Here is a 14,204-nt window from a genome sequence, read left to right as displayed (position 1 = left end):
GCGTGCTCCCCCCACCCGCCCGTCCGGCGTGGCCACCGCTTCCTCCCGGCGGTGGCCACGCCGCTCGCGTCGGTGCCCGCTGCCCCCCGCAGCGGCTCCCGGCGCCCCGTGCGAATCCCGGCCGGCTCGAAAGGCAACGCCCCATGACCTCGCAGTCCCCGCAGCGCGACACCCCGGTCCGCGACCCACGCTCGCGGGTCATCCGCTGGGCCGTGGCCGGTGTGCTGGTCGGCGGCTTCCTGATGTACAACTCGCTGACCCACGCCGAGGGCCAGGCGCCGGTGACCTCCGGGGTGTACACGGCCCAGCCCGCGCCCGCCGCGGCCGTTCCCGGCAGCGGCCCCGCCGCCGGGCCCCTCCCCGCCGCGCCCTCCACCGCTACCGGCACCGCCGCGGCGGCCCCCTCCGACGCCACCGCGATGACCCGCTCCGAGCCGACCCTGCTGTCGATCCCGGACATCGGCGTACACGCCCCCTTCACCAAGCTGGCGCTCGGCTCCGACGGACGGCTCCAGGCACCGCCGCCGAACAACACCAATCTCGTCGGCTGGTACGGGGCGGGGCCGACGCCGGGCGAAACCGGCGACGCGATCGTGGCCGGGCACGTGGACACCAAGACCGGACCGGCGGTGTTCGTGCTGCTCTCGCTGCTCAAGCCGGGCGAGAAGGTCAGCATCACCCGGGCGGACGCCAGCGTCGCCCATTTCACCATCGACTCGGTGGAGACCTTCGACAAGGACAAGTTCCCCGACCAGCGGGTCTACGGGAACACCCCGGACGCGCAGCTCCGGATCATCACCTGCGGCGGCACCTTCGACCGCAAGAAGCAGGACTACAAGGACAACGTCGTGGTCTTCGCCCACCTCGACAAGGCCGGTAAGCGCTGACCATTAAGCCCTTCCTTCCGCTTCCTTAAGCCGGCCATAAGAACCTGCCGCACCACCCGTCAACCGGCCATTTGTCCGTTGACCTGGGGCTAGCGTGCATGCCGCGGTACCTACCCCCCGGTACGCCCCCGGTACACCCCCGGTACACCCCCCAGTACGAGGCAGGCACACCCATGGCAACCACGCATCGGCGCCGTCCGAGCCGAAAGGCCCAACTCATCGGCGGTGCCGCCGCCACCGCGGCGATAGCCGCCGGCGCCTTCGCGCTCGCCGGAACCGCGAGCGCCGCGACCGTCGGTGCCGCGTACTCCAGGACCAGCGACTGGACCACCGGCTACACCGGGCAGTACGTGATCACCAACTCCAACGGCAGCACGCTGAACGGCTGGACGCTGAAGTTCGACCTGCCGGCCGGCACCAGCGTCAGCTCGCTGTGGAACGGCGCCTACACCGTCGCCGGCCGGACCGTGACCGTCACCCCCGCCTCCTGGAACAGCGCGGTCGCGCCCGGCGGCTCGGTGGACGTCGGCTTCGTCACCAAGGCCACCGCGAACGCGGGCGACCCGGTCAACTGCCTGATCGACAACGTCAAGTGCTCGGTCTCCGACCAGCCGACACCCACCCCCACCGGCCGCCCCACGGCCACCGCGACCCCGACCGTCACCGCGACGGCCCCGACGAAGGCTCCGACGACGGCCCCGACGGCGACCCCGCCGAAGCAGCCCACCGCGCCGCCCACGACCGCCCCCGGCACGGGCGGCGGCAGCACGGCGGCCGACGGCTTCGCGCCCTACGTCGACACCTCGCTCTACCCCGCCTACAACCTCACCGGCGCGATGAGCTCCACCGGGGTCAGGCAGTTCAACCTCGCCTTCGTCATCTCCGGCGGCGGCTGCACCCCCAAATGGGGCGGGGTCAGCGACCTCGGCAGTGACGCGGTGGCCGCCCAGATCGGCGCGGTGCGCGCGGCCGGCGGCGACGTACGGGTCTCCTTCGGCGGCGCCAACGGCAGCGAGCTCGCCTCGGCCTGCTCCTCGTCCGCCGACCTGGCCGCCGCCTACGGCAAGGTCATCGACCAGTACAAGCTGACCAAGGTCGACTTCGACGTGGAGGGCGGCGCGCTGCCGGACACCGCCGCCAACACCCGGCGCGCCCAGGCCATCGCCCAGCTCCAGCGCGGCCACAGCGGACTCCAGGTGTCGTACACCCTGCCCGCGATGCCCACCGGACTCACCCAGGACGGCATCAACCTGCTGTCGAACGCCAAGAGCAACGGCGTGGACGTGCACGCCGTCAACATCATGGCGATGGACTACGGCTCCTCGTTCACCGGTGACATGGGCCAGTACGCGATCGACGGCGCCACGGCCACCCAGGCCCAGGTCAAGAGCGTGCTCGGGCTCTCCGACGCCGCCGCCTGGAGCAAGATCGCGGTCACCCCGATGATCGGCGTCAACGACGTCAGCAGCGAGACCTTCACCGTCGCGGACGCCACCAAACTGGTGAACTTCGCCAGGACCAAGCACCTGGCGTGGCTGTCGATGTGGTCCGCGACCCGCGACAAGCAGTGCGCGGGCGGCGCCCAGAGCTGGGCCGACCCGTCATGCAGCTCCATCACCCAGAGCGCGGGCGCCTTCGCCAAGGCGTTCGCCGCCTACACGGGCTGACCCCCCGGCCCGCCTCGACGGGCCCACCCAGCGCGTTCCTCTCTTACCCCCACGGGAGAGGAGCGGGGAGCGGTACGGCAGCACCCTCGTCTGCCGTACCGCTCCTTTTCGTCCCCTCAGGACTTCCCGTCCTCCGCCGGGAGATCCGGAAGGACGTTGTCGCGCGCCACCGACGCGTACCAGTGGGCGCTGCGCTTCGGGATGCGCCGCTGGGTGGGGAAGTCCACGTAGACGGCGCCGAACCGCTTGCTGTAGCCGTAGCCCCACTCGAAGTTGTCCATCAGCGACCACAGGAAGTAGCCGCGGACGTCGGCGCCCTCGGCCAGCGCCTGGTGCACCGCCGTCAGATGGCCGCGCAGATAGTCGATCCGCTGCGGATCGTTGACCGTGCCCTCCGGCGAGACGTAGTCGTCGTAGGCGGCGCCGTTCTCGGTGACCATCATCGGCAGCTCGGGGTGCTCCCGCTTGATCCGCATCAGCAGGTCGTAGAGCCCGCTGGCGTCCACCGCCCAGCGCATCGCCGTCGTCTCACCGGGCGAGAGGTGGAAGGCGACGTGCTCGGAGCCAGGCCACGGCGAGTGGTCGCTGGCGCCGTGCCCGTCGTTCCTGGTCAGCTCGGCGGCCGGGCCCATGGCCCGGCCGTCGGAGACGACCGTCGGCGTGTAGTAGTTGATGCCCAGCAGATCGATGGGCCGGGAGATCTCGGCGAGGTCGCCGTCCTTGACCAGCGTCTCCCAGTTCACCAGGTGCCCGGTGTCCGCGAGCAGGTCGGCCGGGTACTCGCCGCCGAGGATCGGGCCGAGGAAGACCCGGTTGCCCACCGCGTCGATCCGGCGGGCCGCGTCCAGATCGGCGGGGGCCGCGGAAAGCGGCCTGATCTGGTGCAGGTTGAGGGTGATCGAGGTCTGCGCGGTCGCGGGCAGCGCCGCCCGCAGCGCCCCGATCGCCTTGCCGTGGGCGAGGTTGAGGTGGTGCACGGCCTTCAGCGCCGCCTCCGGGTCGGTGCGTCCCGGCGCGTGCACCCCGGAGCCGTAACCGAGAAACGCCGAGCACCACGGCTCGTTGAGCGTGGTGAAGTACGGCACTCGGTCGCCGATCGCGCCGGCCACGATGGCCGCGTACTCGGCGAACCGCTCGGGGGTGTCCCGGACCGTCCAGCCGCCGATGTCCTCCAAGTCCTGCGGCAGATCCCAGTGGTAGAGGGTGGCGACCGGCGTGATGCCGCGCCCCAGCAACTCGTCGACGAGCTGACGGTAGAAGTCCAGGCCGCGCTGTACGGCCGGACCGCGCCCGGTCGGCTGCACCCGGGACCAGGAGACGGAGAAGCGGTACGCGCCCAGGTGCAGGTCGGACATGAGGGCCACGTCGTCGCGGAAGAGGTGGTAGTGGTCGGCCGCGATGTCGCCGGTGTCACCGTTGAGCACCCGGCCCGGGGTGTGGCTGAAGGTGTCCCAGATCGACGGGGTGCGGCCGTCCTCGGCCGCGGCGCCCTCGATCTGGTAGGCGGCGGTGGCCGCCCCCCAGACGAAGCCGGGGGGAAAGCGGAGCGAGCCCGGGCTCGCGGAGAGCCCGGGGCTCTCGGAACGGACAGCAGTCATGGCGGGGGACTCCAAGGGGAATCAGGGGTCGTCGGGGAGCGGGGGCGGGGCGGCGCCGGGCGGCGGCCGGGGAGCGGGGTGCGGGGTGCGGGGGCGGCTGGGGGAGCGACTGGGGGTGCGGCTGGCGGTGCGGGGCGCGGGCGCCTTCTCGGAGATCTCCGGCGGGCTCAGCTCTTGACCGCACCGGCCGTGATGCCGCCGACGATCTGCTTGCCGAGCACGGCGAAGACCAGCAGCAGCGGCAGCGTCGCCACCAGCGCGCCGGTCACCACCACCGCGTGGTCGATCGTGTGGTCGCCGGAGCCCAGTCCGGCCAAGGCGACCTGCACGGTCGGGTTCTGCTGGTTGAGCGCGATGAACGGCCAGAAGAAGTCGTTCCAGGACTGCACGAAGACCAGCATCCCGAGCACCGCCATCGCCGGCCGGGCGATCGGGAACACCACGTGCCAGATGATCCGCAGCGAATTGGCCCCGTCCACCCGGGCCGCCTCGACCAGCTCCACCGGCAGCGCCTCGGCGAGGAACTGCCGCATGAAGAACACGCCGAACGCCGCCACCAGCGACGGCAGGATCACCGACTGGATGTGTCCGACCCAGCCCACGTTGGTGATGATCTGGTAGAGCGGGATGACGGTGAGCTGCGGCGGGATGGTCATGGTGGCCACCACGATCGTCAGCAGCGCGTTGCGGCCCCTGAACTCCAGCTTGGCGAAGGCGAATCCGGCCAGCGTCGCGAAGAGCACCGTACTGAAGGCCACACAGCCGGCCACGATCGTGGAGTTGATCAGCGCCGTGGTCATGTCGACCTGGCTCCACACGATCTTGAGGTTCTCTATCAGGTGGCTGCCCGGCAGCAGCGGTGTCGGCGGCGTGACGATGTCGGTGTCGGTGTGCGACGCCGCCACCACCGTCCAGTAGAGCGGGAAGAGCGAGAGCAGCGCGGCGACGATCAGGAAGAGATAGGCGACCGGGCCGCCGTCCTGCTGCTTGCCCGCGCCTTTCGCGCGCAGCCGGAAGCGGCGCGGCTTCTCGGCGGTGGCGGCGGACCGGCTCGCACCTGCGGGCCGTACCGGCTGGGTGAGTTGTGCCATCGGTCAGCCTCCCAGCTTCCGGCGGTTGTTGTTCCTCCGCAGCACCAGGAGCTGGACCGCGCCGATGAGCAGCAGGATCAGCAGCATCACCCAGGCCACCGCGGACGCCTGGCCGAGCTCGCCCACCTGCCAGCCCTTGTCGTACATATAGAGGCTCAGCGTCTGGTACTGGTGCGCCGAGCCGCCCGAGCTGCTGTTGCCGCCGTAGATCAGCGGCTCACCGAACAGCTGGGTGGCGCCGATGGTCGAGACGATGATGGTGAAGAAGATGGTCGGCCGGATCGACGGGATCGTCACACTGAGGAACTGCCGCCAGCGCGAGGCCCCGTCGAGCGCCGCCGCCTCGTAGAGATCGGCGGGCACCGCCTGCATGGCGGCGAGGTAGATCAGCGCGTTGTAGCCGGTCCAGCGCCAGGTCACGATCGACGAGATGGCGATCTGCGCGGGCCACTTGGACGACGACCACTGCACCGGGTCCACGCCGAGGTGGCCGAGGAGCTGGTTGATCATCCCGTAGTCGGGGTTGAAGAGCTGGACGAACACCAGCGAGGCGGCGGCGATCGAGGTGGCGTACGGCGCGAGGACCGCCACCCGGAAGAAGCCTCGGGCCTTGAGCCGGTAGTTCAGCAGATGGGCCAGGCCCAGCGCCATCAGGAGCTGCGGCACGGTGGAGATCAGCCCGAGGGTGAAGGTGTTGCGCAGCGCGGTCCAGAAGAACTGGTTGTTCCACAGCTCGGTGTAGTTCTTGAGGCCGACCCAGTGGGCACTGGTGCCGAGCTGTACCCGGTTGAGGGAGAGCCAGCCGGTGTAGATCAGCGGGAAGAGCCCGAAGGCGGCGAAGCAGAGGAAGAAGGGGGCGATGTAGGCGTACGGCGAGGCCTTGGTGTCCAGCCGGTACAGCTTGCTGCGCCAGCCGGAGGGGCGGCCGTCGGACACCGCCCTGACGGAGGTGGCCACGAGGGCGTCCTTCCGGTAAAGGGAGCGGGCGAGGGTGGGATGGGGCGGGTTGACCGGGGGAGCGGGGTGGGACGGGTCGAAGCCGGGGGAGCGGTGGTGAGACCGGGGGAGCGGTGGGAGCGGCGCGAGGCCGCCGGGCTGTTCAGGGGGTGGCGCGGGCCGCCCGGCGCGTGGGAGGAGCACCGCCGGGCGGCCCGGAGCCGGTCTGACTACTCGCCGACCTTGTCCTTGACCTGGGCCTCGACGTTCGACCAGGCCTTGGCCTTCGAGGTACCGCGCTGTTCCATGTCGAGCAGCCCGTTCTGGGTGATGGTGTCCTTCACCAGGCTGTCGTTGGGGCCGATCGGGGCCGGCTTGATGTCATTGGCGGTGGCCGTGAAGATCTTGCCGACCGGGGTGCCGGGGAAGTAGTCGTTGGTGGTGTTGGCCACCGCCGGGTCGCTCAGCGCGGCCTTGTTCGACGGGATGTTGCCGAACTTCTGGAAGACCTTGACCTCCTGCGCGGCGGCGGTCAGCCACTGCGCCAGCGCGGCGGCCTCGGCCACGTGCTTGCCGGACTTCGGCACCGCCAGGAAGGAACCGCCCCAGTTGCCGGCCTGCGGCGGCTGGGCGATGTCCCACTTGCCCTTGTTCGCCGGACCGGAGTTGGCCGAGACCTGGCCGATCATCCAGCTCGGGCAGGCGAGGGTGGCGAACTTGTTGGTCTTGAAAGCCGCGCTCCAGGTGTTGTTCGCGTCGAACTGCTGGAGCTTGGCGGTCAGTCCGTCCTGCACCGCCTGCGCGGAGAGGTCCCAGGCGGTCTTCACACCGGTGCTGGTGTCGTAGATCAGCTTGCCGCTGTCGTCGGTGTACTGCTGGGTCTGGCTGGCCAGCACCGCGTTGAAGAGGCCGCTCGCCGAGTCGGTGAAGGCCACCCCGGCCGGCGCCTTCGCCTTGAACCGCTGCCCGACGGAGACGAACTTGCTCCAGTCGCCCTGCCAGAGCGCGGCGACCGCGTCCCGGTCGGTCGGCAGCCCGGCCTGCTGGAAGAGGTCCTTGCGGTAGCAGATGGCGGTGGGGCCGACGTCGGTGCCGACGCCGATCACCTTGCCGTCGGTGGTGGTGGCTTCCTTCTCCTTGTAGTCCAGCCAGTCACCGGCGTTGAAGCCCTTGACCGTCTTGAAGTCCAGGAACTTCGAGGCGTACTGGGGCTGGGTGGCGTTGGCGACGAAGCCGATCTCGATGGCCTGGATGTCGTCGAGGCCGGAGTTCTGGGTGAGGTGCAGTTTGAGGGAGTTCCAGTACGCCCCGCTGTCGGAGACGTTGTCCTCGACGATGGTGATGTTCGGGTGCAGCGCGTGGTACTCGGAGAAGAGCTTGGCGCCGGTCTTGTCGTCATAGCCGAACGAGCCGAAGTCACCGATGTGCAGCGTGATCTTCTCGTTGGCCGAGGACTTGCCGCCGTCCGCGCCGCCGGAGTCCTTGCTGTCGCTGCTGCAGCCGGTGATCAGGGTCGCGCAGGCTGCGAGACCCGCGACCGCGATGACGGCGGTCCTGCGGGTTCTGCCGGAAGTGCGCATTCCACTCTCCTTGTCAGGGTGGGTCTGGCGTGCGGGTGGTACGGGTCCCCCGAGTGCACCGGGCGAGGGGCGGTGGGAGATCCAGTGTGGGAGCGCTCCCATTAGGCTTTCCGGAACACTCACGCCTGGGAGCCCCCAGTGTCAAGACGTGAAGTCGATTTCGTTGCCGGAACGTGTCCGGGTCGGACGGAACATCACTTCTTGAACGCGGCTCCCATCCCCCTCCCTCGTCCGCCGCGCTGCGCGTCGCTGCGCGTCGCCGCAGCTACCTGGACGGGGTGGCACCGGCTCCGCCGGCGGGCGGTGCGCGGTGCCGCGGCAGCGCCGCCGGGGCGGACGGGTGCGGCAATCGGGCGGGCACGGGGCGGCCGGCCCGGCGGGGTGGCGGGTGGGCGGCGGGCCGCCCGGCACCCCGCCGCGCCCCGGCGCCCGGTCGGCTCGCGGCTGCGCCGCGGCAACAGGGGCAGGACGGCACCGGCTCCGCCGACGAGCGGTGCGGCGGCTACCTGGACGGGGCTGCCCGCAGGGTCTCGCTGGGGGGTTGCCCACTGACTGACCCGGCGGCGCCTACCAGCCGGGAGCGGGTGCACCGTCCGGCGGCGCTGCGTAGTTCGTCCGGCGTTCGCCGGAGGTTGCCGGTTGGCCGCGGGGTCTTGCCGGGCGATGGGGCGAGGCTGATGGCGACCGGTCCGTCCGGGCCGCTGACCCGTCGCGGCCGCACCCCCTGAGGGCGTCTCGGGGCGCTCGGTGTGGTTCGTTGGCTGGGCGGCCGCGGGGGCCGGCTGACCGGGGGTGGCCCGTGGGGGCGGGGGCGCCCCTGGGGGCGCGCCGACGTGGTGGTCGGTAGCCCTAGGCGAGGCCCGCTCCTTGTATCGTGGGAGCGCTCTCATGACCCTGTCGGAGGGGCGCGCCGTGGGCGCTAAGGTGGCGCGACAGGAAGCCAGCAGGAGGCGGAAGTGGCCATGAACGGGCGGCACAGCGGACGGCCCACCCTGGAAGAGGTGGCCGTGCGCGCCGGGGTCGGGCGCGGCACGGTCTCGCGGGTGATCAACGGCTCGCCCCGGGTCAGCGACCGCGCCAAGACGGCGGTCGAGGCGGCCATCGCCGAGCTGGGGTACGTCCCCAACCGGGCCGCCCGCGCCCTGGCCGGCAACCGTACCGACGCGATCGCCCTGGTCATCCCGGAGCCGGAGACCCGGCTCTTCGCCGAACCCTACTTCTCCGACATCATCCGCGGCATCGGCGCCGAGCTGGCCGACACCGACATGCAGCTCCTGCTCACCCTGATCCGTACCCCCAAGGAACGCTCCCGCTTCGCCCAGTACCTCTCCGCCCACCGGGTCGACGGCGTCCTCCTGGTCTCCGTCCACGAGGACGACCCACTGCCCGACCTGCTGGAACAGCTCGACATGCCCGCCGTACTCAACGGCCGCCGCAGCGACCTCGAAGCCGTCTCGTACGTCGACGCCGACAACGTGGGCGGCGCCCGCGCCGCCGTCGCCCACCTCATCGCGCGGGGCCGCAGCCGCGTCGCCACCATCACGGGCCCCCTCGACATGTACGTCGCCCGCTCCCGGCTGGACGGCTACCACCAGGCGGTGGCCGAGGCCGGCCTCGACCCGGACGAATCCCTCGTCCGCGGCGGCGACTTCACCGAGGAGGGGGCCCGGCGCGCCATGCGCGAACTGCTCCTCCGCCGCCCCGACATCGACGGCGTCTTCGCCGCCTCCGACCTGATGGCGGCCGGCGCCCGCGCGGTGCTGCGCGAGACGGGCCGCCGCGTCCCCGACGACGTGGCCCTGGTCGGCTTCGAGGACTCGGCCATCGCCCGCCACATGGACCCCGCGCTGACCTCGGTGCGCCAGCCCACCGAGGAGATGGGCCGGACCATGGCCCGGGTCCTCCTGGAGGAGATCGCCGAACGCGCCTCGGTCCGCCGCCATGTCGTCCTGGCGACCGAACTGGTCCAACGCGACTCGGTCTAGCGGAAGTCGGGCTGGCGGAAGTCGGGCTGGCGGAGTTCGGTCCGGCGGAACACGCCCTGGCCGAACTCCGTCTGGCGGGACCCGGTCTGGCCGGACCCGGCCCGGGAGGGATCGCGTGCGGCGCGGCCGCCGGGGCGTTTGACCGCGTGGGCGACGATCGCCGTGTCGGTGTGGGTGATGCCGAGGCCCGTCAAGTCCTCGGCGAGGAAGGTGTAGAGAGCGGCGAGGTCCCGCACCCAGACGGCCGCGTAGAGATTCGAAGCCCCGGAGGTGGCGAACGCCCGGTGCACAGCGGGGTGTTCGGCGAGCGCCCGGCCTGCCGAGGCGAGGTGGTCGGGCGGCACCCGCAGCATCACGCTCGCGTCGATCGTCAGCCCGAGGCGGCGGGGGTCGATGACGACCTGGGTGCCGAGCTTCCCCGCTTCGGTCAGCGCGGCCAGCCGGCGGCGTACGGTCGACTGCGGACAGCCGGTCCGTACGGCGATGGCGGCGGCCGGCAGCCGGGCGTCGTCGGTGAGCGCGGCCTGACCCCGGCCCCGCCCGCTTGCGACGACGGCCGCTGTGCTTCGCGGACGTGCCGGGACCGGCGGGGTTCCCGGGTGCGGCCGGGCTCGTCGTCGAGGGCCATCCGGGGGCCGGGAAGAGCGGTCGCGGTCCGGGGCCGGTCCGGAGGTCATCACGGTGGCCGGCCGGCTCGCGGCTCCAGGGGTGACGGCAGCGCGCTGATCCACGGCGGAAGGACCCTCCGCCCGTAGGGTGACGATATGGCCGAGACCCGGAAAGTGCTGCTCGCGGACCCCGAACTCGGCCCGTGGGTAAGGGCACTGGAAGACGCTCACGCCCCCGGGGTCGGGGTGGCGGTGCCCGGCGGTGTCGAACTCGCCGATGTGCTGCTCGATCTGGGGGTGGCCCCGGAGGACGTCAACCCGGTGCTCGCCGCGCGGGCCGAACTCGGCGCCGACGACGCGCTGTCGGCCCTGCTGGACCGCTGCGTGGCCCTGGCGGTACGGGACATCGGGCTGCCGCACGGCGGCCCCGGCGGCGGCCCGGCGCTCGGCCCGGACCTGCCCGAGCTGCCCACCGAACTCGGCGCCGCCGCCCGCTGGTTCACCCTCTTCACGCTGATCGGCACCTTGCCGTACACCCGCGCCTACCACCGGGACCACGGCGTGCCGGACGAGACGACCCGCCGCACCCTCGCCGACGTCGGCCGCCATGTCACCCTGCACCGGCGCCAGTTCGGCACCCCGGGCGTCCTCCACCCGCGCTGGCTGCTGCGCGCCTTCCGCGGCACCCTCTACCAGCTCGGCCGCCTCCAGTTCGAACGGGCCAGGCTCGGCGGCACCATGGGCCGTACGCTCGCTTCCGCCGGGCTGCTCCCAGGGCCCGGCGCGGCCGTACTGCTGGTCCACATCCCCGACTTCCGGGGCCCGCTCACCCCGGAGGCCTGCGACGCGTCCCTCGCCGCGGCCCGCGCCTTCTTCCCCCGGCACTTCCCCGCCGAGCGGTACCCGGTGGCGGTCTGCTACTCCTGGCTGCTCGACCCGCAACTCGCCGAGCACCTTCCGGCGACGTCCAACATCGTGCGGTTCCAGCGCCGTTTCCACCCCGGGCAACCGGACCCCACCCCTGACGACCGTACCCCGGTCGGCTTCGTCTTCGGCGACCCGGAGCTGCCGCCGGCCGGCCTCCCGCGCCGTACGACGCTCGAACGGGCCATCGGCGACCATCTGCGGGCCGGCGGCCACTGGCACTCCGCCAGCGGCTGGCTCGCCCTCTGAGCGGTCCCCACAGCCGTCCCCACAACCGTTCCCGTACCTGTTTCCCCAACCGTCGCCGTACGCGTCGCCGTACGCGCCTCCGTATCCGATCCCCGACATGCCGCCGGGGGCGGCACGCGGGCACCTGGTGCGGTGTCCGTGTGCCGCCCCCGGCGGTCTTGTGGGGGGTTGCGGGGCCGTGGGGGGCCCGTGGAGATGAGGGGCGGTGGCACGCGGGGGAGCGGAGCCCCCACGTGCCGGGCCGGCTGCTACCAGCCGACCGCGATCTCCATCCACTGCGGGTTCTGCTGCGAGGCGTACGCGGCCTGGCCGGCCACGTCGTCGTAGGGGAAGCCGTAGGCGAGGTGGTTGATCGCGTGGTCGTGCCAGAACTTGGCGTACCAGTTGGCCGGGTCACCCGAGTAGAACTTGGTCGGGTCCTGCTGCTGGGCCGTCGGGAGGGTGGCGGTGTGCCGGTTGAGCGCCGCGCACATCGACGGGTTGCCGGCGAGCGAGCCGGCGCAGCCGAAGATGTTCGAGGTGGGCTCGTTCACACCGACCGAGTTGGCGTACGCCGTGAAGTAGTTGGCGTTGGCGCCGCCGGTCCGGAAGCTCGGGTCGCTGCCCGGGGCGATGATCCGGTACGGCGCCTGGGTCTGCGCGAGCACCTTGAACTGCTGCGGCACCGCGGCCTGGAACTGCGCGAACGTCGCGTCCCGGCTCTGGTTGAACAGATCCTGGCTGTCACCGAGCTGGATCTCCGAGCCGTCGTGGGCGTGCAGGCGCATCGCCAGCGGCAGACCCCAGGCGTCCACCCGGGTGGTGTTGCCGTTGAAGACGGTCGCGCCGATGGTGAACTCGATGAAGTCGTAGTACTGACTGTTCGGCGAGCCCAGGTAGAAGTACATCCGGCCGGAGGAGTTGGCCGGCATGTCGAAGTACGGCTGGTCCGCGATCGAGTGCACCTGGCCGTTGAAGCTCCAGTACACCTGGCTGTCCGGGTACTGGCCGTTGGTCCGGTTGAGGATCTTGAGTTCCATCACGTTGTGCGCGGCCGGGATGTCGCTCGTGGTGCCCCAGAACGAGTCGTCCGGCGGCGGCGAGGTGGGCGGCGGCGAGGTGACCGTGCCCACGATGCGCACCTGGAACTCCCAGAGGGAGTAGCCGTAGGCGGTGGCGCGCGCGGTCCCGTACACCCGGATGTAGCGGCCGGTGCCGGTGACGTTCAGGTTCTGCACGCCGCCGGTGCCGGTGGTGGTGGAGTAGATGTCGGTCCAGTTGGTGGCGTCGGCCGAGGTCTGGATCTTGAAGCCGGTGGCGTACGCGGCCTCCCAGTTCAGCCCGACCCCGCAGATGGACTGCGAGGAGCCGAGGTCCACCTGGAGCCACTGCGGGTCGCTGAAGGCGCTGGACCAGCGGGTGCCGGTGTTGCCGTCGACCGCGGCGGAGGCGGCCGAGGCGGCGTTCTCGGCCGAGGAGGCGGTGGCGGTACGGTTCAGCGCCGCGTTGGCGGTGCCGCAGCCGGTCGGCGGCGGGGTGGTGGTGGTGCCACCGGCGCCGTAGATCTGGAACTCCCAGAGGGAGTAGCCGTAAGCGGTGGCGCGCGCGGTCCCGTACATCCGGACATAGCGGCCGGTGCCGGTGACGTTCAGGTTCTGCACGCCGCCGGTGCCGGTGGTGGTGGAGTAGATGTCGGTCCAGTTGGTGGCGTCGGCCGAGGTCTGGATCTTGAAGGCCTTGCCGTACGCGGCCTCCCAGTTCAGGGTCACCTGCGAGATGGACTGCGACGAGCCGAGGTCCACCTGGAGCCACTGCGGATCGGCCGCCGCGCTGGACCAGCGGGTGCCGGTGTTGCCGTCCACGGCGGCGGACGCGGGCGTACCCGCGTTCTCGGTGGAGGAGGCGGTCGCGGGCTTGCCCTGTGACAGCAAGGTGCCGGCCGCGCGGGCCGGGGACTGCGAGGTCACGACGAGCGCGATGCCCGCCACGACGGCGATCAGCGTCGCGATGATCAGATACGGCCGGGATCTGTCGTGCCGCCCTGGCCGCCGGCGCACCAGAGAGGCTGTGCTGCCTGACATGTGTTCTCCTCAACCGGGTGGGGGTCCGTGGTGGAGGCCGGAGCGCCATTGAGAGCGCTCTCTAGCGAGGTGATGTTTACAAGCCGCGTACTTCGCCGTCAATAAGTTGTTCAATACTGGCCTGTTGGCGCACCGCCGATTTCGAGTCTCGAACGGACAACTCCCTGTTCAGCGCGTATTGGTGAACTCACAACGGATGAAGCCCCCGCGAAAGCACTGCGTTCGGTATCAAAGGGGCGAACCCGGCGGTGTGGGAGAGCGCTACCGGGCACGGGTCCGGGGGTGAACAGCACTGTCAAATCACCGGGCCGGATCAAGACAATCGCACTCAGGGGCGATGTCACAACCAGTGTTGATTTCAACTACAGCGGAGGCGGTGCCACTCCTACCGGTTTCGCCGTGAACGGCCGTGTATGTGGGGGCGTCCGCCAGCCGTCTCGGGGTTTTGCGGTGTCGCCTTTACGACAGGCCCGGGGGGCGGCGCCGCGCGGCCGGGCGGTGGCTGGTGAGCGGTGGCTGGTGACCGGGTCCGGCGGTGGCTGGTGACCGGCTCCGCCGGTGGCCGGTGGCCGGATGATCTCTGGCCGGAGGGACGCACGAAAAAGCTCCGGCCCGTTTC

Annotated in this window: 10 protein-coding genes; 4 read left to right on the top strand and 6 right to left on the bottom strand. The window is 71.3% G+C overall.

Features of this window, described 5'->3' with window-relative positions; translation table 11 throughout:
* Positions 1-143 precede the first annotated feature (143 nt).
* Both OG519_RS10875 and OG519_RS10870 read left to right on the top strand, forming a co-directional pair.
* The gene (locus tag OG519_RS10875; protein WP_405581852.1) at positions 144-887 is read left to right on the top strand and encodes a class F sortase; all 744 of its coding nucleotides are present in this window, start codon (positions 144-146) and stop codon (positions 885-887) included.
* A gap of 173 nt (positions 888-1,060) precedes the next feature.
* Positions 1,061-2,554, top strand: a complete 1,494-nt coding sequence (locus OG519_RS10870) for a cellulose binding domain-containing protein (protein WP_405581850.1) — start codon at positions 1,061-1,063, stop codon at positions 2,552-2,554.
* A 116-nt stretch (positions 2,555-2,670) separates the two neighbouring features.
* Here OG519_RS10870 and OG519_RS10865 read toward each other — a convergent pair whose 3' ends face one another.
* From OG519_RS10865 to OG519_RS10850, 4 genes are all read right to left on the bottom strand, one after another.
* Positions 2,671-4,152: a GH1 family beta-glucosidase gene (locus OG519_RS10865; RefSeq protein WP_405581848.1), complete on the bottom strand. Its 1,482-nt coding sequence runs from the start codon at positions 4,150-4,152 to the stop codon at positions 2,671-2,673.
* A 167-nt stretch (positions 4,153-4,319) separates the two neighbouring features.
* On the bottom strand, positions 4,320-5,243 hold the full coding sequence (locus tag OG519_RS10860) for a carbohydrate ABC transporter permease (RefSeq protein ID WP_405581845.1): 924 nt from the start codon (positions 5,241-5,243) through the stop codon (positions 4,320-4,322).
* 3 nt (positions 5,244-5,246) lie between these two features.
* On the bottom strand, positions 5,247-6,200 hold the full coding sequence (locus OG519_RS10855) for a carbohydrate ABC transporter permease (protein ID WP_405581842.1): 954 nt from the start codon (positions 6,198-6,200) through the stop codon (positions 5,247-5,249).
* Between the two features lie 209 nt (positions 6,201-6,409).
* Positions 6,410-7,759, bottom strand: coding sequence for an extracellular solute-binding protein (locus tag OG519_RS10850; protein ID WP_405581840.1), 1,350 nt, complete (start codon positions 7,757-7,759; stop codon positions 6,410-6,412).
* A gap of 962 nt (positions 7,760-8,721) precedes the next feature.
* On the opposite strand from OG519_RS10850, the gene OG519_RS10845 reads away from it, so the two are divergent.
* Positions 8,722-9,744 (top strand): LacI family DNA-binding transcriptional regulator, encoded by a 1,023-nt coding sequence (locus OG519_RS10845; protein ID WP_405592629.1) that lies wholly within the window; start codon positions 8,722-8,724, stop codon positions 9,742-9,744.
* On the opposite strand, the gene OG519_RS10840 is transcribed toward OG519_RS10845, so the two are convergent.
* On the bottom strand, positions 9,741-10,475 hold the full coding sequence (locus tag OG519_RS10840) for an Lrp/AsnC ligand binding domain-containing protein (RefSeq protein ID WP_405581837.1): 735 nt from the start codon (positions 10,473-10,475) through the stop codon (positions 9,741-9,743). The two genes, OG519_RS10845 and OG519_RS10840, sit on opposite strands and share 4 nt — an antisense overlap.
* A 33-nt stretch (positions 10,476-10,508) precedes the next feature.
* Here OG519_RS10840 and OG519_RS10835 point away from each other — a divergent pair, with 33 nt between their 5' ends.
* Positions 10,509-11,525 (top strand): acyltransferase domain-containing protein, encoded by a 1,017-nt coding sequence (locus OG519_RS10835; protein WP_405581835.1) that lies wholly within the window; start codon positions 10,509-10,511, stop codon positions 11,523-11,525.
* A 248-nt stretch (positions 11,526-11,773) separates the two neighbouring features.
* Here OG519_RS10835 and OG519_RS10830 read toward each other — a convergent pair whose 3' ends face one another.
* Positions 11,774-13,585, bottom strand: coding sequence for a discoidin domain-containing protein (locus OG519_RS10830; protein ID WP_405581834.1), 1,812 nt, complete (start codon positions 13,583-13,585; stop codon positions 11,774-11,776).
* Between the last annotated feature and the right edge of the window lie 619 nt (positions 13,586-14,204).

The organism is Streptomyces sp. NBC_01190, assembly GCF_045039895.1.
GTDB lineage: Bacteria > Actinomycetota > Actinomycetes > Streptomycetales > Streptomycetaceae > Actinacidiphila.
This window is presented reverse-complemented; position numbering and strand designations above follow the sequence as displayed.

Bases quoted from the DNA above. Each gene is read 5' to 3' on its own strand.
- OG519_RS10875 (WP_405581852.1), top strand. From the start codon at position 144: ATGACCTCGCAGTCCCCGCAGCGCGACACCCCGGTCCGCGACCCACGC.
- OG519_RS10870 (WP_405581850.1), top strand. From the start codon at position 1,061: ATGGCAACCACGCATCGGCGCCGTCCGAGCCGAAAGGCCCAACTCATC.
- OG519_RS10865 (WP_405581848.1), bottom strand. From the start codon at position 4,152: ATGACTGCTGTCCGTTCCGAGAGCCCCGGGCTCTCCGCGAGCCCGGGC.
- OG519_RS10860 (WP_405581845.1), bottom strand. From the start codon at position 5,243: ATGGCACAACTCACCCAGCCGGTACGGCCCGCAGGTGCGAGCCGGTCC.
- OG519_RS10850 (WP_405581840.1), bottom strand. From the start codon at position 7,759: ATGCGCACTTCCGGCAGAACCCGCAGGACCGCCGTCATCGCGGTCGCG.
- OG519_RS10845 (WP_405592629.1), top strand. From the start codon at position 8,722: ATGAACGGGCGGCACAGCGGACGGCCCACCCTGGAAGAGGTGGCCGTG.
- OG519_RS10835 (WP_405581835.1), top strand. From the start codon at position 10,509: ATGGCCGAGACCCGGAAAGTGCTGCTCGCGGACCCCGAACTCGGCCCG.
- OG519_RS10830 (WP_405581834.1), bottom strand. From the start codon at position 13,585: ATGTCAGGCAGCACAGCCTCTCTGGTGCGCCGGCGGCCAGGGCGGCAC.